Genomic DNA, 17,671 nt, shown 5'->3' on the forward strand with positions numbered 1-17,671 from the left:
GCATGCGAAGCCCGGCAAGCCGCCGCTTAATGGGTCCGTTGCGCCTGCTGTATCTGCTGGCCGGCCTGCTCGAACAGCCAGTTGGTAAACAGCCGCGCGGCCTGGTTCTGCGCGCGCTCGTTCGGCGCCACCACGTAGTAGCCGCCGCCATGGCTGGCCGAGGCATGCGTGGCGCGCACCAGCAGGCCTTCGACGAGGCACGCGTCGATCATGTGGCGCCAGCCGAGCACCACGCCCTGGCCGAGGATCGCCATTTGCACCAGTTGCGGATAGTGATTCACCACCACCGACTTCGGCGCACTGGGCATCTGCACGTCGTTCAGCCGAAACCACTCGGGCCACGACATCCATTGCCGCTGGCCGTCCTCCTGCATTAGTAAGGTTTCCTGAGCGAGATCGGCCGGATCGAGCTGGCGGCCTGCAAGATAGTCCGGCGAACAGACCGGGTAAACCTCCTCGTCGAAGAGCCGGCGTGCGGTGAAGTGCGGCTCGGCGCGTTGCCGGATGTAGTACAGGCCGACGTCGAATTCAGCCGGCGACAGCGAAGCGAGCCCGTCGCGCACGATCATGCGCACGTGCACGTTCGGATAGGCCGCGCGGAAGGCGCCAAGGCGCGGCGTCAACCACAGCACGGCGACGCCGGATGAGCACGCTATCGTCAACTCCTGGTCGCCGTAGCGCTTCATCACGTCGAGCGTCGCTTCGGAGCAGTTGTTGAGCAGCCACTGCACGTGCTTGGCGTAACGTTCACCGGCGATGGTGAGGCGCAGCGCCCGATGCTCGCGAACGAACAGCGAGCGTCCCAGGAAATCTTCGAGTTGCGCGATCTGGCGGCTGATCGCACTTTGCGTCAGGTGCAGTTCGGCGGCGGCCTTGGTAAAGCTCGCATGACGCATGGCCGATTCGAACGCAATCAGACATTGGAGCGGCGGAAGCGGAGCGATGCGCATGGTGAGGAGGTGTCGTTACGGGTGCGCTCATCATAACGCCGGGTTGAGGAGCCATTTTTGCGCACGGCGAACCTCCCGCGCGAATGGCCGCTTCGCCTCATGCGCAGCGCGGGCTTTCGCCGCCATCTAATTTTGTTAAGGTAATCTCGCGCGATTGCGATTCGCCTCGGCCATGAAGGCGCGACGGCAACGGCCTGGAAGCGCACGGCGTGGTGCCTCCACGTTCACATTTCAACAAGATCCTGACCATGAGACGACGCAGTTTCTTCGCTTCACTCGGCTTGCTGGCCTCCGCGGTTTCCACACGGAACGCGTCCGCCCTGCCCTCGGGCCTCGCGCACGAGCCCGCCACAAGCGGCGCCCCTGACCCGGCCAGCGCCGTGCGCACGAGCCGTCACTATCTGGAACGGATCACCGCGCTCGACCGCCAAGGCCCGGCGTTGCGCAGCATCATCGAACTCAATCCCGAGGCATTGCAGATGGCCGCCGCGCTCGACGCCGAGCGCGCAGCCGGGAAGCTGCGCGGTCCGCTGCACGGCATGCCGGTCGTCATCAAGGACAACATCGCGACCGGCGACCGGATGGCGACCACCGCCGGCTCGCTCGCGCTCGACGGTGTGCGCGCCACGCGCGACGCGCACCTGGTCGAGCGGCTGCGCGCAGCGGGCGGTGTGATCCTCGGCAAGACCAATCTGAGCGAATGGGCCAACCTGCGCTCCACGCGTTCGACCAGCGGCTGGAGCGCACGCGGCGGCCTGTCACGCAACCCCTACGCGCTGGACCGCTCCACCAGCGGTTCCAGCTCGGGCTCGGCGGCGGCGGTCGCGGCGAACCTCACACGCATGGCCATCGGCACCGAGACAGACGGCTCGATCGTGTCGCCTTCGTCGATCATGGGCGTAGTCGGTCTGAAGCCCACGGTCGGGCGCATCAGCCGCGACGGCATCATCCCGATCTCGCACACTCAGGACACACCCGGTCCCATCACGCGAACCGTCAGCGACGCAGCCCTGCTGCTCGGCGCGCTGGCCGGCCCCGATCCGCGCGATCCGGCGACCCTCGGCGCACCCACGCCCGACGACTATCTGGCCGCGCTGGACAAGAACGCGCTGCGTGGTGCGCGCATCGGCGTGGCACGCGAGTTCTTCACCGGCCATGATGAAATCGACCAGAGCATCGAGTACGCGCTGGCCCAACTGGTGCTGCAGGGCGCCGAGCTGATCGACCCGATCGATCTGCCGAAGGTGAGCTACGAAAGCGAAGAACAGTCCGTGCTGCTGTACGAGTTCAAGCACGATCTGCCGCTCTGGCTCGCAACGTTCGCACCGCACGCGCCGGTGCGCACGCTCGCCGACCTGATCGCCTTCAATAACGCACATCGCGACCGCGAAATGCCGTATTTCGGCCAGGAGCTGCTGCTCCAGGCCGAGGCGCTCGGCGATCTCGACAGCGACGCTTACGTGCACGCTCTGGCCGCCTGCCGCAAGGGCTCGCGCGAGGACGGCATCGACCGGGCGATCCGCGAACACAAGCTCGATGCGATCGTCGCGCCGACGGGCGGCACGACGTGGCTGACCGACTTCATCAACGGCGATAGCGCCGGCGACGGTTTCTCCACGCCGGCTGCGGTGGCCGGCTATCCGCACCTGACGGTGCCGGCCGGCCTGGTGCGCGGCCTGCCGATCGGTTTGTCGTTCGTCGGTCCGGCATGGAGCGAGGCGCGTCTGCTGGGTCTTGGCTACGCGTTCGAGCAGGCCACCCAATGGCGTCAGGAGCCGCAGTTCATCAAGCAGTCGAGCATCCCGCCTGTTACGGCTCGAGACGCCTGAACCACGCGTCCCCGTCTATCCCCGCTCGTTGGCGCGTGAAAGCCCGCATTCACTGCGGGACCTCACGCGCCGATCCCGCCTGCGCAACGCGCAATCTGTTTCATGTAGGGAACACTTCATAGCAATTGCCCGCCTTCCAATGCCATAATCGGCACTTCGCAGGCCTTCTTCAGACCGTCGTACCCATGACACTTGTCCAGAAAGCGCTTCTCGCCCCGCTCATCGTCGCGTGTGCGATGTTCATGGAAAGTGTCGATGCGAACGTCATCGTGACTGCTCTGCCCTCGATGGCGCGCGACTTCGGCCGCGACCCGGTCACGCTCAAGATCGCGGTAACGAGCTATGTGCTCGGGCTCGGCGTGTTCATTCCCGTGTGCGGCTGGCTCGCCGACCGCTTCGGCGCGCGCACCGTGTTTCGCACCGCGATCGGCATCTTCGTGGCCGGTTCGCTGCTGTGCGCGGCCTCGGGTTCCCTCGCCACCTTTACGCTTGCGCGCTTCGTGCAAGGCGTGGGCGGCGCGATGATGGTGCCGGTCGGACGCATCATCATCTTTCGCGTGGTGCCCAAATCCGAGTTCATTCGCGCGATGAACTATCTGAGCGTGCCGGCCATGCTCGGCCCTGCAGCCGGTCCGCTGCTCGGCGGCTTCATCACCACCTATCTGCATTGGCGCCTGATCTTCTTCATCAACGTGCCGGTCGGGGTGCTCGGCATCTATCTGACCAACCGTCATATCGCCAACACGCGCGAGCCGCATCCGGGACCGCTCGACTGGATCGGCTTCTTTCTGTCGGCGGGCGGTGCGGCCTTGTTGCTGCTCGGACTGTCGCTGATCGGCGGGGAGACGATCTCCAACGGTAACGCCGTCGGCATGTGCATATGCGGCGCTTTCCTGCTGGCGGCCTACGTGCCGTATGCGCTGCGCATCAAATTACCGCTGCTCGATCTTCGTTTTCTGCGCATCCCCACATTCCAGGCGAGCGTGGCCGGCGGCTCGCTGTTTCGCATCGGACTTGGGGCCCTGCCGTTTCTGCTGCCGCTGTTGTTGCAGGAGGGGCTCGGCAAGACTGCTTTCGAATCCGGCCTGATTACCTGTGCTTCGGCGTTCGGCGGCATGTTCATGCGGACCATCGCGTCGACGGTATTGCGGCGCTACGGATTTCGCAACGTGCTGGTGGTCAATGCCGCGCTCTCCGGCATCTCGATCGCGATCTGCGGCGCGTTTTTCCCCGGTACGCCGACCTGGTTGATCTGGTTCGTGGTGCTGCTCGGCGGATTCTTTCCCGCGCTGCAGTTCACCAGTCTGAACTCGCTGACCTACGCGGAGATCGCAAGCCGCGATGTAGGCCGCGCCACCAGTCTCGGCAGCGTCGTGCAGCAGATGTCACTCGGCCTCGGGGTGACGGTCGGCGGCATCATGCTGCAGATCACGCGCGTGCTGAACGGTCATACGCATATTGCGTGGACCGATTTCTGGCCGGCGTTCCTAGTAGTGGGACTCTGCTCGTTCGCATCGATTCCAGTCACGTTGCGCTTGCCGCATCGCGCTGGTGAAGAAATTTCGCGAGGCGGTCGCGGGTGAAGTGAACCCATCGAGCGAGCGGAAGTCCATGCGAGGGTGTCGCGTCGCTCATCGAACCGCCTGCCCCGCACCTGCCAGAACCCATTCGACAGATTCGCGCCCCGTTGCGGGCGCACGCGACACGCAACGAAGCACGAGTGATGCGACAACGATTCTGCTTCGCATTTGCAAGGCCATCTCATTTCTTTCACCCGCCTTTCACCTCTTGTAATGCCATCCGGAAAGATTTCACGACGCTCGAAAATTATCTTGGCTCTGCTTAACGAATCAATTGACTTCAGATTTGAGTAGCACCTAAAATTCAAGAGTCTTCACAAACGGGGCTAATGCCTTGGACACCTGCAGTAGTCGATCTTCGAATATGTTTGCTGCCTGACCGGCAGGACGTCCGCGCTCCCTTTCTCAGCCGCCGTCTTGCCAGCAGGCAGACGGTGCGCGCCGCAGTAACCCTCTCCGTGCACCTTTATAAGCGCCATATGGCCGCTACGGCGACGTGCGTCCACCTTGCGTCCATATGGCACCGCGTCGCGAGCGTCAACTCGCGGCTGTGTCCGTTCGCGCCTGTCCGCTTTGCAGGCGCGAATCGACGCGTGGATAAACACGTGCATAGCAATCGCACAAACGCCAATAAGGAGCCTTCATGCCGGACAGTGACAGTTATCCCTTATGCCGCTCACTTTTGCCTTTATCTGAGGAAAGCAAGTAGACCGTCGTCGCTGCGCGCCTGATGCGCTCGACCTCCGTGTCGGCTGGCTTTCCGCAAACCGCGTTAAGCCAAACGCTCGGAGCAATATCATGATCTTCGGCCTCCTTCTGTCGAAACTGCCGCACGTCCAGGAAGCACGCGTCCACTACGACGCCATGCTTGCACTGCACGCCCCCGAACCGCGCAAATTCGCCGTGTTCTGGCTGCGTCTCAAGACGCTCCTTTCGTAATTTCGCGCGCCCTTTCCGTCATACGCAAGCGACGCCAGCGCCAGGCGACTCACGCCCTTACGTATGACAAAGGTGCGCCTTTTCGTTGCAACCACCTGTCTTTGGGGAATAAAACCAATGTCCACTCCAGCCAACGTCTCACCGCCACGCAGCGCCGTCCTCGACGACGCTCACATTGGCGATATCCGGGGTGCGCTCGGCACGATCGCGCATCACGACACCGCACCGCGCACCAACTGGTGGGCACGGTTCCGAACCCTGCTGGCCATTCTAGGTCCCGGCCTCATCGTGATGGTGGGCGACAATGACGCCGGCGCCTTCGGCACCTACACCCAGGCGGGGCAAAACTATGGCACCACGTTGCTGTGGACCATGCTGCTGCTCGTACCCGTTCTGTTCGTCAATCAGGAAATGGTGCTGCGACTGGGCGCCGTGACCGGTGTCGGGCACGCGCGTCTCATCTTCGAACGCTTCGGCAAATTCTGGGGTGCATTCAGCGTCATCGACCTGTTCATCCTCAATGCGCTGACGATTGTGACCGAGTTCATCGGCATTACGTTCGTGCTCGACTTCTTCGGTGTCTCCAAGATACTCGGGGTCTGCATCGCTGCGGCGTTGACCATGGCGGCCGTCAGTACCGGCAACTTCAGGCGCTTCGAACGCTTCGCGGTCGTGCTGTGCATATTGAGCCTGCTGCTGGTGCCCGTGCTGGTATCGATTCATCCGCCGGTTGCCCAGATGACGCGCGATTTCTTCATCCCGAACTGGCCTGCCCACTCGAAGCTGAGCGATGTGATGCTGCTCGTCATCGGCATCGTCGGCACCACCGTTGCGCCGTGGCAACTGTTCTTCCAGCAAAGCTACGTGGTCGACAAGCGCATCACGCCGCGCTTCATGAAGTATGAAAAGGCGGACCTGTGGATTGGTATTGTGTTCGTGCTGATTGGTGCGGTGGCAATGATTGCGTTCTGCGCCGCGCTTTTCTCCGGGAAGCCTGAGTTCGGCAATTTCACGGACGCGGGTGGCGTTATCGCCGGCCTGGAAAAGTATGCAGGTCGCACCTCCGCGGTTCTCTTCGCTATCGCGCTGTTTGACGCCGCCATCATCGGTGCCGCTGCGGTATCGCTGTCGACCGCTTATGCGATCGGCGACGTGTTCAAGATCCGGCACTCGCTGCACCGCAGCGTGTCGGATGCAAAGGGCTTCTATCTGGTGTACTTCGGCATCGTTGCCGCTGCTGCCGCGCTGGTGCTGATTCCGGGCAGCCCGCTTGGTCTGTTGACCGAAGCGGTGCAGACACTTGCTGGCATTCTGCTTCCGAGCGCGACTGTGTTTCTCCTGTTGCTGTGCAACGACAAGGCTGTGCTCGGTCCGTGGGTCAACTCGAAGAAGCTCAACGTGTTCACGGGCGCCGTCATCTGGGTGCTGGTGATGCTGTCCATCATTCTGACCGCTTCAGTGATGTACCCGGATATCACCGGTGAAACGATTCTGGAAACGCTCGCGGGTGGGACACTGCTGGCCGTCGTCGGTTACGCTGCGACCGTCGGTGTTCGAAAGCTTCGTCGTGAAACCGCGGATGCCGAAGTACAGGCCTATCCGAAAGGCGCACGCGATACGTGGCGCATGCCGCCGCTGGACGAGCTGCCGCCGCCGAATCTCACACTGGCCAAACGTGTCTGGATGGGTGTGCTGCGCGGCTACCTGCTGCTGGCCGTCGCCCTGGTTATCGTGAAGGTCGTGCAGATGACGTTATTGAAGTAAATCGAACCCCAGCACGGCCGGTACTTTCGGCCCTGCACTCAGGCGCGGTGCCTGGCTCTCAGCCGGGCACCGCGCAGAAAAGGTGAGTGCACGAGACGGATCTCCGCGTGCGTTGCCCGCTTCATACTGATCACTGGCCGGGAAGATACCCGGACAACGCGAACGGGCCTGGGCGAAGCTGGTAGGAGGTACTGCCATGAACCGCTTGCACATCAATGGCGCGTTGGCATTCGTTCTTCTTTCTGTCGCAACGATGGCGCCGCCAATATCCGCTCTCTCGTACGAGCCCTGCCAAGGGCCCGCCACCGGCAAGGCGCATCTTGACCCTGACGCAATGGCGAGCGCAGGAAAGTCGAACGACAGTGCCACGCACTGCCTGGTCTACGGAAAATACTGTCTCGGTGAGGCCCTTCGTGGCCGTGCGCAAACCGGGAGCGGATCGCCGGATGAAAACTCGCGCTCGACGGCAAGCAAGCCTTGATGCCGTCTCAGGAAACGCGTCATCGCTCGGGGCCATGTCGACGGAACGAGCCCCAAGCGCATCATCATTTCCTGAGATGTTCCTGCGTTACTCCTTCGACGGGCGGCCAGTCTTGACGGTTTCAACCGCCGAGATGGCTGCCAGCAGACGTTGCGGCGTTGCGCCTTCGAGCAGCAGCAGACCGGCGCGCAGCACTTCGCTTTTCTTCACCGAAATGCCTGCATCAAGGCACTTCTGCTTCAAGGCCGCGATCTTTGCGTAGTCCGATTTGGGCATCGTGAAGCTGTCGCGGACGACTTTTTCTTTCTTCACCACTTCTTTCTTCGCCACTTCCTTCTTCGCGTCCTCTTTCTTCACGGCTTCTTTCTTTGCCGCGTCTTTCTTGACGCGCTTCGGACTCTCGGCGGCCACTACGGTCGCTTCGACAGCCGTCTCTTTCGGAGCGGCTTTCTGCTTCGGGGCAGATTTTTGCTTCGGCGCGGCCTTTTCTTTGGGCACGGCCTTCGCCTTTGGTGCTGCCTTGTCCTTTGCTGCGGCTGCTGCCTTTGGTGCTGCCGCTGCCTTCCCGGCGGACTTGCGCGATGCCTTCGGTTCAGCAGCCGCCTTCGCCTTCACCTTGGCCTCAGCCGGCGTGTCGGTTTGCTTGCCGGCGGCGTCTTGCGCCGTCGCGCCCTTCGGGAAATGAAAGGCCTTCTTGGTCGGCTTCTTGATGCTGGGTTCGTTCATTGTGCGATCTCCGGGTCATAAACAATATAAACAGTATATACGGTTTAAATGACATACCGGAATTTTTGCCGGCAGCGGACCGGCGAGCGCGATCCCGCAAGTTGTCCACACATTCTGTTTACAAGGATGTGGATAACTCGCGGGCAAACGAGGCAAGTGGTTGATGCGACGGCGAATTCAGGAGGCGCGCTCAGCTTGCGCAGGCTCTTCGGGCAAGGTCAACGGCGCGACCTCGCAGTTCGGCAAACTGCGCAATACCACCGGCGGCAGCAACAGCTTCGCGGTGCGCACGCCGGCACCCATCACGACTTGCACGCGCTCCATCACCGCTGCGTCGACCAGAATGCGCCAGTCGTCCGGCACGCCGAAAGCGGTGATACCGCCGAACTCCATGCCGCTATGCTCGACCGCGACCTCCCGCTTGGCGAACGAAAGCCGTTGTGCGCCGAGGTGCGTCTTGACGGCTCCGTTGATATCGAGGCGCCGCGAGCCGAGCGTCACGATCGCGGCATACTGCTCGGCGCCCTCTTTCTTGTAGCGGATCACAATGGTATTTGCACAGTCTTCCAGACCGAAACCGTAACGCGCACTGAACGCCGCGGTATCCGACGCATCGTCGCTGACGGCGAATACGACCGCTTCGTTCGGCGGCAAGTGGGCGATGACGTGCGCCGGGAGATGCTCCGCGAGCTGGTCGGAAGAGATGATGTCGAGTTTCTGAAGGGATTCGTGTGAGTGCATGGCAGGCAGGCAGGCGGTTTGGTTTGTGGCTATTCTAGCGGGTCATATTTTTGCCTGCAGTGGGTGAGCCCGGGTCAGGTTGTCATATGCATCGGATATGGCAACCGTCGCTCATATGTATTTTCAATTTGGCACGCGGTCTCTTATCCTGCCCCTACTCGTTCATCCGGATGAAACGGACGATCTCAAGATACTCACCTGGGGGCTTTGCGTGTCGTTAAATCAAACCGGTTGCCTTCGCTCCTGCCTGCTTGCTTTCGCTTTGTGTGCGAGTTCGGTCGCCGTTTGCGCGTCGGCGCCTGCTTCTGCGTTCGAACCGCATCACCAGAAACTCAAGGCCGCGGAAACGGTCAACGCAGCGTCCCAAGCTGGTGTGCTGGTGCGCGACTTGCCTCTGCCGGACGGCTCGTTCCAACGCGTGCGCTACGACGCGCCGCCGGCGGCGGTGCGCGGTGTAATCGTGATGTTTCCGGGCGGCGCCGACGACATCGGCATCGAGAAGGACGGTCGGATCGAACACGGCGACAATTTCGTCGTCCGCTCACGTGATCTCTGGATCGCCAAGGGCTATGGCGTCGTGCTCGTCGATGCGATCGATCATCAATCGATGCGCGGCAAGCGCAGCACCTCTGCCTACGCCGAAGTGACGCGCGAGATTGTCGGGTTCGCGCATGAGCAGGCCAACGCGCCCGTCTGGGTGCTGGGCACGAGTCAAGGATCGATTGCGGCAATGAATGCAGCCGCGCATGCCGGAGGCTCGCAACTCGCGGGCGTGATCCTGACCGAATCGGTGTCCATTCTCGGTGGCTCGCATGAAACGGTTTTCGATGCGCATCCGCAGGAGGTTCGCATTCCCGCGCTGGTGGTCGCGAACAAGGACGATCAATGCAAGGTCGCGCCGCCTTCGATGGCGAACGCAATCGCGCAGTCGATGCGCAACGCCCATGCGACGGTGCTGTTCGTGCAAGGCGGCATCGTGCGTTCGTCCAATCAATGCGCGTCGCTGTCGCCGCATGGATACTATGGTATCGAGGACAAGGTCGTCGACGCTATCGCCGGGTGGATGGCGCACGTGACCGCGTGATGCAATCGGTAAGGCACGCCCCTCACCCTCCAGTGCGTGCCTTACCCACACCGCGAAAAGCTCAGCTATCGGACGGCGGAACGTCCGCCGCATGCTGGTCCGGCTTGCAGTCCGTCGCATACTTCGCCATCAGCCGCGCCCGTGCGTCGGTGATATCGAGCGAATAGTTGTCGAGCGCCGGCCGGTAGCCGACGGACTCCAGTTCGTTCAGTTCGCGCATCAGGTCGCGGTGCGTGATCTCACCGTGGGTGGGTTTGAACGGATAGGCGTTGCATTGGTGCGGGGTGAGCGGGCCGGAAGCCATCGCGCAAGCGCTGGCCATCATCAGCCCGAGGGGCAGTGCATATTTCAAGGGGGTCTTCATGAGCGTCTTCCTCCAGTTTCTCATAGCGCGCTTCGGCTAGACGGCCCGTCTTGCTCCTGCAACCAGGCCGGTGTCGAAGTTGCGCTTTCAGAATAGGCAGGGCCGCTTGTCGTTCCGGCTTCGAATCCGTGAAGGTTTTTTCATGCTGGGATATGGGTTGATCCTACGCACCTGCTGCGATGCAATATGATCACGTACCCGGACGCCTTCGTGTAAAACTCGTATCCATTTCGGTATGCGTATTAATTATTGACCAGCACTTTCCTGAATAGACGCTGCATCGTTTCAATCGATAGGTACAACCGCTTCACTGTGGTTTGAGTTTGCTGCGGCTTCGCTGTCTCGCGATCCGGGTATCGCGATCGAAGCTGAACGAAGACCGCTGCAATCTTGCCTACTGACGCATTACGTGGCGCGGGAACGAATGTGGTACCGTAACACCGCATCTTGCATGGTAGGCACCGGCATGAAACCTCGCCGGCACCGCCAGGATGTGCTTACCATCTCGAACTTGTGTTTCATTGCCGCGTCTTTCGTCGGCACGAAGCGCATCTATACAGGGGGGCACTAATGTTTTACCAGTCCAATGGTCGTTTGTCCGTTGCAAAGCGATGCGCAGCACTCGCTATCGTATTGGGCCTGTCGTCATGGGTTTCGCTTTGCGCCGCGGCAGACAATATGGCTTCGAAGCCGGCAGCCGCTTCTCAAAGCGGCACGTCGATTGATAACGAAAACGGCACCGTCAGCTTCATCGACACGAAGAATTCGATCATTGTCGTGACGGTCAACGGCGGCCAGGAGTTGAGCCTCAATGCAAAGGACCATCGTGACGTTCTGGATCGGGTCCACGTCGGCGACAAGATCGCAATCAGCTATCTCGAGCCGTACGTAACCGGCCTGACCCGCATGAAGGGCGCCCGGCTCACGCGCGTGAGCCACACCGTGAAGGTGACTCAGTCCACGGCGGAGGCAGGCGTAGACGGTTTCCATGCCGTGCGAACGTATGGCGGGGTGGTGGAAGTCACCGGGATCAACAAGAAGCTTGGTCTCCTGACGATTGTCGACGCCACCGGTGCGGCTCGCTCGATCAAGGTCAGTCAGCCTGAACTGGTCACCGTGATGAATTCATTGGTGCGTCACGAACATGTTCAGATCACCTACGAATCCGCCGTCACCATAACCATCACGCATTGACTGCGACCATGCGCCCTGCCCCGCGCCAGACCGGCGCGGCTCGCGGCGCGTGTAGTGGCGCCGCCGTGGCAAGTATGGCGAGCGCCTAGCAGCGCCCCACCCGGCAATTGCGTGGGATTTCAACGCCGTACCGGATCGTCAGGCGCGCGCCCGGCTGATTGCGCGGGTGGCCAACTCCCGTGCAAGGTCCGCGTATAACTCGGCCCACTTGCCAAGCAAGGTAGGGTCATCGGTCAGGAAAAGCGGATGTTCGGCCCATAGACTGACGTCTGAGCCATGCCTCGCAACCTCGAATAAGCGCAAATCCTCGTCCTCGCTGACGCCGCTGGCAATCAGCTCGCGGAATGAGGCGAGGTGGTGAAGGCGCACTTCATCGGGGGTGATGCAATGGATCGCGGCCAGCGCTTCGGTCGCTTCCTTTTGTGCGGCGTCGCGGCTAGCGGCCATCAGGAACACAATACTTTCGTCATGCGCGCGGCCGAACATGACCCGATACAGCGAGGTTCTACAGCGATCGCTGAGTTGCGTGGCAATCGTGGGTTCAGGTTGCGAGAACTGGGCTTCAATGCGGGCGATCGCTCGCCTTCTGCTCATTTTCACCTTGGCTCGGCGCTTGCGGGCGCGGTAGCCGTCACTGCACCAGTAGACGTAAATGCCACACGCCACGAGACAGGCCAAGGCGAGAATCCCAACGCCCGCGAGTACCGCCAGATCGATGCGCACCATGTCAGGCTCCATTCAATCCCGCGCGTGCCTCGACTGCCACGTCCCGCGCGTCTCCTGTCGATTTTTTTGGAACACGCCTATTCTGGTGGTCAATCTATCCCGCTTTACAACACTTTTCTACCCCGGGCTGGCCCTTATATGGTCGACGCATTGGGAGGGGCAGGTGCAGGGAAATTGCGCTGAATGTGCATCACTCTTTGGGCTACCTTGATGGAGGCTTGTGGGTGATTTGAGGCGGTTTGAGTTGCCTCGCATGGCGGCTGCCATCTCAACTCGCTGATTTTTAAAGAGTTTCAGCATGTCGGAATCGGGAGCTGCCATATGCGCCCGCTTACGGTACAGCATACTGCGCTGCAGCAACATCGGTATCCGGGGCATCTGTTCTGGAGCGGTCTACGAACAGCTCGCGGGAGTGGCTTAAGGATAAGAAGATTGCTGAACACCTCGCGAGAACGACGGTCAACGATTTTTCAACAATATCGGCAGAGCGCTGCCTCACGCAATGAGCATATTCAGCCTAGCCGTTGCCGGACAGCGATCCGGCTGCACGCGCCCCACTACGGCCCCTCAGTTCCGCGCAAAAAACGGACATTGGGCAGGCGCACGGCCTTGCTGCGGGCCGGCCAAATGACTTCATCGCTATGCACCTATAGCGTTAGCAGGTGACGTCGCGCGCGATGATCTCGACCAATTCAAAATGCAAAGTCACCAGTTCGAAATGGTCATGCAGGTCCACGTCCGGCATGCATCGAATATGAACCTGCCGGAACTCCTCAGCACTGGAGAATGTTTCACCACGCCAGACTTCTTCCGGGATGTTCCCAAAGCTGATTGTGTATACCTTCGTTGCCTTGATGATGCAGCGAAGGCGCTTCTTCCAATCGTAGACTTCAATGATGTCGCCTGGCTCATAACCGCCGTCACCGTACTCGCAATATGGCCTGTAATAATCTTCGACAGGGCTGGCGGTGACAGTCTTTCGACCATCCATGACAGCGCGCGGAAGGCTGTCATCGTTTTCGTCAGCAGCCCAAAATGTCAATCTCTTTCTTCTATTCATCTCTTGCCTTTACCCCTGCTGCTTTTCAATTGCGCGGCTCAATTATCCACTTCGACTGCACTTCACGGTCGTCGATTCCGTTTGGATCGCACAAGAAGCAGGCGTGTGCGCTCAGCGTGCTTTTGACTCAGCGCGCTGTTTGATCGCGGCATTCATCGCCAGGAAGTTTCGCCGAGTATCCTCGATTACGTCTTGCGTCAGCCGACCGGCAAGCAATCCAGAGAAATGCTCCGTTTGCTCAAGATGGGTGCCGCCCGTTACCATCGTCAGGTGAATGCAATGTTTGCCGTCGAAGATGCCGCGGATCCAGACACTGCCACGCCAGCAAAGATCTCGGTTTGGGCGAACTAGCAGGACAGTCGGCTTGAACACCATCGAATCCGATCCGCTGCCTAGCACGATGCGGATTGTCGCGCCTTCTCTGAAGTCGCCGTCGACCCGAGTAATGAAGGGGTTCCAATCAGGATATGCGGCGCTATCCGATACAACTTTCCAAACATCGGAAGGCGGACGATTGATAAGAACGTCAGCATGCACGCTACTATCTTCATGCAGAACGAAAAGGACTCCAATTACGCCGACAACACCGGCGAGTACGCCCGTCAGCAACCACCTCCGTAAGCCCATATTCGCCCCGTAACCCGTCGCAACTATTTCTCTGCCGCCTTGGATTCACAGATTCTCGACGATTTCCATGCCGATGTCGAACGGCCGGAAGTGGCCGAGACCTACCCGATGCGATCGGTTCAGTTCGACCCAGAGCGGTCAGATGAGCTTTCCGAAAGCCGACGTTCAACGCCTGGGTTCAGAGGCTCCGCGCAGCCGCAATCCCCTGCAGGCAATCGTTGGGTGACCGCTGTTTATTGTGGCGGGGCCGGCGCGAGTCCGTACCTGGACATGACACCGATAAGCTTCTCGCGGTCGGGCGGCCCGCCGGCATTTACGATTGTTCCGACATCGCGAAAATATTGGGCACCAATGTCGGGCGTCATGACGATCAGCGCGCGGGCCGTGCCATTGTGTGGGTTGCTAAAGTGATGGACCGATCCGCGTGGGCTAAACATCCATTCTCCCGACGTTAGGTCTCGGACGACCCCGTCGACCGAATACCGAAGCATGCCCTCCAGCACATAGACGCACTCTTCGTTATGTGTGTGACTGTGTGGCGGCGGAACTTGCGAGCTGGGGGGCACAGTCAACTCAAAAACGCCCATCCCGCCTGTGGCAGTTCCATCTATCAGGTACTGAATGCTCAATTGACCAACATTGATTGGCTCGCCTGGCGCCACGCCACTGATAGTCATTCTCAAACTCCTTCAGATTGGGGATTCTCGTCGTTCCGCCAACGTAGCAAGCAGGGTGCGCTGCTTGCGGCCCCTTCTGGCGACCGAAGGGAGCGTAATTCAACGAAGATTATGCGCCTCTCAGGAACGTATTTTGTACGAGAGCGGCGACAATCAGGTCTCTCGAAAGCGGACCTTCAGCGGTCGGTCAGACGAATGCTGAATTTCTGAACGGTCCCGAAGTCATCGCCAACGGCAAGCGTCGCACGCATTCCTTCTGAGGACGATGTCGGCTCGAAGATCGAGATCCATTGGATTTATCCTACTCGGAGGAAAATGCTCCGCCGCCTTACTAAGAAGACGCCGTGCAAGACATGAAATGTCGCTCGTTGGTCGAGTGGGTCACTACGAACCCATGTCGTTCATAGAAATGACGTGCGGGGTTTACGCGGAGAACGCGCAATTGGATTGGTTTTCCGGAAGCACGTGCGTGCTCGGTAATCTCGCGCATCAAGAACGCACCGATGCCTCGATTTTGATGACTGGGCAAAATGTAGAACGCCTTTAGCATCAACGCCTCAGCCTCTTCGAGTAGAGCAACACAGCCGATCTCATCGCCATCACACTGGATTATCTGATGGATGGCAGGCTGGAACTCTTCTGGTGGACTCGACTGCCAGTGGCCCCAAGTTAGTTCGACATATTCACGCATGCAGGCTTCAGTGACGAGAGCAACGAACTCCCGGTCCAGCTCGGTGGCCGGACGCAACGCAACCTTCGACATGTGTCATATCCTTCGAATAATTCGTTCCGGCAGCACTTGCCGACAACGTCCGCGCCGGCGTCGATCGGCAGAAGTTGGCCGACCGGTGCCCGGCGCATCGGCCCTGTATCGCCCCAACTGCGCTGCGGCGAACGGGGCCCACGGCCACGTAAAAACATCCGACGCCGTTGGCGTCTACGGTTTCCGACCACCTTCAATCAATACTCTCGCATCAAGTCAAAGCCACTTCCTAACCTGCTCTTCGGTCAAGTTACCACCGCAGACAACCAGACCTGCTCTCAGCCCGGCAAAGGATTCTGGATTCTCCAGAATGGCGGCAACGCCAACTGCTGCAGACGGCTCAGCAACCACACCCGCATGTACGTGAAGCATTTTCATACCTCGAATCATTGCGGCGTCACTAACGAGCAATGCATCGTCAACCAACCCGTGCATGTCTTGAAGTGCCTCTGGAATGGGTGACCTCGTTGCGATCCCGTCGGCGATGGTTTCGACATTTTCATGCTCAATTACCCGTCCTGCCCGCCAGGAGTCGACCATGGCACTTGCGCCTGCCGCGGAAACAGCAACGACGCGAGTGGCTGGACAGCGATTCTTCATAACCGTAGCTATTCCGTTAAACACTGCACCGTTTCCAAGCGGCACCAGTAAGACATCCAGTGGCGAAGGAAGGTCGAGGAGCTCCAACCCAATGGTGCCGGCACCTTCAACAGTCTCTATGTCCTTACTGTCGACGACCAGCCTTACCTCGCGTTCAGTTGCCACCCTTCGTGCCTCAGCCCGGGCCGCATCAAAATCTTCGCCAAATAGAACTACGTTTGCACCGAGCGATCTCATGCGGTCGATCTTGATCGGGCTTGCGTTCGCGGCCGCGTACACAGTTACGTGTACCCCGCGGTCTCTTGCAGCATAAGCCATTGCCTGACCGAAATTTCCTGCGCTTGCGCAGACAACTTCGCAGTCGCGCGGAACGTTGGCCATATAGAGACAAGCACCTCGACCCTTGAACGAACGAATCGGATTTACCGTTTCCACCTTCAATACGGCCCGAACGCCAAGCACATTCGAGAGTGACTCACACTCGAATTGGGGCGAATTGAGAAATACTCGATCTATTGAAGCAGATGCCCTTTCGATGCGAGCCATTGAAATCCGTGGGCGTTCATCCATGCCTGTGTCCTACATAAGTTAGTAGAGGATAGCCTACACGGCGTCCATTGATGCTGCGACCGCAGATCAAGTTTCTTGAGAGTCGACCAACAAGAATGTCCCGCTTTCGAACAGTATCCGCTCACCGGCAATTGCACTCTGCCCACCCAACACCTTGATTGTCGACAATTCGCCTGGCCGTACTGAGGTAGATGACGACCGTCTCAGGGCGACCCGAAGCAGTCCTCCACATTTCTCCAGAGCGGACATTCACGCGCTCTGGGCCAGAACTCACACCACCTGGGCTTTCCGTTTCCACGCTGATCGGGCAACACGCGACGCGTGAGGGACGTTCACTATTCCCTGATGCGGACATCACCCCGCGATTACTGCGGTACTGGGATCGATCGGGCTCAAGCTGGAGGAGGGCCGAGATGTTCATGGATAATAAGCCACCTATCTTCATCACGAACAACGACTGTCGTGCCTCGCCCTCCTCCTGAAGCTGGCTTCCCTGCGATCAAACCTGTCCACTCGAAATCATACGTGCAGGTAGCGCTGCGGTCGTCGACATATGTCCAGGAAATGTTCTTGATGGCGTACCGCTCATTCACTATCTGATTGAAATTCGCTTTGAAGGCAGATGCGATTGCAGCCTTTCCAAAGTACGTCCCATCGCTGAAAACGAAGCATGCCTCATCATGGATCAACGGTGCGACAGTCTCCCACCGGTGACTTGCCAGCGCATTCTCATATGCCACGAGTAATGTTTCGTGATTCATAATTTCCTCGCCGTTTTGAATTCCTAAATATGGAAATTCCAAGTTGATATTCAGGCATCGAAATCATGCAGCTCCAAGGTTGATAGCCACCAATCGGCTCCAACGAACCACGCGGACGGGCCGACGGGCGCTTTCTATCTTAGCGATTTAACCGCGGCGGTATTGCCCGATTCGCAAGCGTTGACCAGGGACTCCCCAGTCACCTCATCGCGTGCTCCAATACATTCGATAAACA

The 17,671-nt window shown here is 59.7% G+C and carries 18 protein-coding genes; 7 read left to right on the forward strand and 11 right to left on the reverse strand.

What is annotated here, in order from left to right; all coding sequences use genetic code 11:
- Nucleotides 1-26: 26 nt before the first annotated feature.
- Nucleotides 27-950 carry a LysR substrate-binding domain-containing protein gene (locus AC1ECK_RS22880; RefSeq protein WP_480323008.1) on the reverse strand — a complete coding sequence of 308 codons (924 nt, stop codon included), beginning with the start codon at nt 948-950 and terminating at the stop codon, nt 27-29.
- A gap of 248 nt (nt 951-1,198) precedes the next feature.
- Here AC1ECK_RS22880 and AC1ECK_RS22885 point away from each other — a divergent pair, with 248 nt between their 5' ends.
- The 5 genes from AC1ECK_RS22885 (at nt 1,199) to AC1ECK_RS22905 (ending at nt 7,543) form a co-directional block, all read left to right on the forward strand.
- Entirely contained in the window at nt 1,199-2,779 is a 1,581-nt protein-coding gene (locus AC1ECK_RS22885; protein WP_480323010.1) for an amidase, read from the forward strand.
- 185 nt (nt 2,780-2,964) lie between these two features.
- The gene (locus AC1ECK_RS22890; RefSeq protein WP_480323012.1) at nt 2,965-4,362 is read left to right on the forward strand and encodes an MFS transporter; all 1,398 of its coding nucleotides are present in this window, start codon (nt 2,965-2,967) and stop codon (nt 4,360-4,362) included.
- 795 nt (nt 4,363-5,157) lie between these two features.
- Nucleotides 5,158-5,298 carry a hypothetical protein gene (locus AC1ECK_RS22895; protein ID WP_480323014.1) on the forward strand — a complete coding sequence of 47 codons (141 nt, stop codon included), beginning with the start codon at nt 5,158-5,160 and terminating at the stop codon, nt 5,296-5,298.
- 117 nt (nt 5,299-5,415) lie between these two features.
- The gene (locus AC1ECK_RS22900) at nt 5,416-7,062 is read left to right on the forward strand and encodes an NRAMP family divalent metal transporter (RefSeq protein WP_480323016.1); all 1,647 of its coding nucleotides are present in this window, start codon (nt 5,416-5,418) and stop codon (nt 7,060-7,062) included.
- A gap of 196 nt (nt 7,063-7,258) precedes the next feature.
- Complete coding sequence (locus AC1ECK_RS22905) at nt 7,259-7,543, forward strand: hypothetical protein (protein WP_480323018.1); 285 nt, start codon at nt 7,259-7,261, stop codon at nt 7,541-7,543.
- 87 nt (nt 7,544-7,630) lie between these two features.
- Here the strand turns inward: AC1ECK_RS22905 and AC1ECK_RS22910 are convergent, their stop codons facing one another.
- Together AC1ECK_RS22910 and AC1ECK_RS22915 are read right to left on the reverse strand one after the other, a co-directional pair.
- The gene (locus AC1ECK_RS22910) at nt 7,631-8,158 is read right to left on the reverse strand and encodes a hypothetical protein (protein WP_480323020.1); all 528 of its coding nucleotides are present in this window, start codon (nt 8,156-8,158) and stop codon (nt 7,631-7,633) included.
- A 288-nt stretch (nt 8,159-8,446) separates the two neighbouring features.
- On the reverse strand, nt 8,447-9,010 hold the full coding sequence (locus tag AC1ECK_RS22915; protein ID WP_480323022.1) for a YbaK/EbsC family protein: 564 nt from the start codon (nt 9,008-9,010) through the stop codon (nt 8,447-8,449).
- 379 nt (nt 9,011-9,389) lie between these two features.
- On the opposite strand from AC1ECK_RS22915, the gene AC1ECK_RS22920 reads away from it, so the two are divergent.
- Complete coding sequence (locus AC1ECK_RS22920) at nt 9,390-10,094, forward strand: alpha/beta fold hydrolase (protein WP_480323024.1); 705 nt, start codon at nt 9,390-9,392, stop codon at nt 10,092-10,094.
- Nucleotides 10,095-10,155: 61 nt separating this feature from the next.
- Here the strand turns inward: AC1ECK_RS22920 and AC1ECK_RS22925 are convergent, their stop codons facing one another.
- Nucleotides 10,156-10,458 (reverse strand): DUF4148 domain-containing protein, encoded by a 303-nt coding sequence (locus AC1ECK_RS22925; RefSeq protein WP_480323026.1) that lies wholly within the window; start codon nt 10,456-10,458, stop codon nt 10,156-10,158.
- 678 nt (nt 10,459-11,136) lie between these two features.
- On the opposite strand from AC1ECK_RS22925, the gene AC1ECK_RS22930 reads away from it, so the two are divergent.
- Nucleotides 11,137-11,652 (forward strand): hypothetical protein, encoded by a 516-nt coding sequence (locus tag AC1ECK_RS22930; protein ID WP_480323028.1) that lies wholly within the window; start codon nt 11,137-11,139, stop codon nt 11,650-11,652.
- Between the two features lie 138 nt (nt 11,653-11,790).
- Here the strand turns inward: AC1ECK_RS22930 and AC1ECK_RS22935 are convergent, their stop codons facing one another.
- From AC1ECK_RS22935 to AC1ECK_RS22965, 7 genes are all read right to left on the reverse strand, one after another.
- Nucleotides 11,791-12,378 carry a hypothetical protein gene (locus AC1ECK_RS22935; protein WP_480323030.1) on the reverse strand — a complete coding sequence of 196 codons (588 nt, stop codon included), beginning with the start codon at nt 12,376-12,378 and terminating at the stop codon, nt 11,791-11,793.
- Between the two features lie 655 nt (nt 12,379-13,033).
- Nucleotides 13,034-13,438 carry an ASCH domain-containing protein gene (locus tag AC1ECK_RS22940; RefSeq protein ID WP_480323032.1) on the reverse strand — a complete coding sequence of 135 codons (405 nt, stop codon included), beginning with the start codon at nt 13,436-13,438 and terminating at the stop codon, nt 13,034-13,036.
- A 111-nt stretch (nt 13,439-13,549) separates the two neighbouring features.
- Nucleotides 13,550-14,047, reverse strand: a complete 498-nt coding sequence (locus AC1ECK_RS22945) for an SRPBCC family protein (protein WP_480323034.1) — start codon at nt 14,045-14,047, stop codon at nt 13,550-13,552.
- Between the two features lie 251 nt (nt 14,048-14,298).
- Nucleotides 14,299-14,742, reverse strand: coding sequence for a cupin domain-containing protein (locus AC1ECK_RS22950; protein ID WP_480323036.1), 444 nt, complete (start codon nt 14,740-14,742; stop codon nt 14,299-14,301).
- 331 nt (nt 14,743-15,073) lie between these two features.
- Nucleotides 15,074-15,505, reverse strand: a complete 432-nt coding sequence (locus AC1ECK_RS22955; protein WP_480323038.1) for a GNAT family N-acetyltransferase — start codon at nt 15,503-15,505, stop codon at nt 15,074-15,076.
- Between the two features lie 216 nt (nt 15,506-15,721).
- A complete protein-coding gene (locus AC1ECK_RS22960; RefSeq protein ID WP_480323040.1) occupies nt 15,722-16,675 on the reverse strand; it encodes a threonine ammonia-lyase in 954 nt (317 codons plus the stop codon).
- 392 nt (nt 16,676-17,067) lie between these two features.
- Complete coding sequence (locus AC1ECK_RS22965; protein ID WP_480323042.1) at nt 17,068-17,478, reverse strand: YybH family protein; 411 nt, start codon at nt 17,476-17,478, stop codon at nt 17,068-17,070.
- Between the last annotated feature and the right edge of the window lie 193 nt (nt 17,479-17,671).

This window comes from Paraburkholderia sp. SSBN10T (assembly GCF_056619545.1).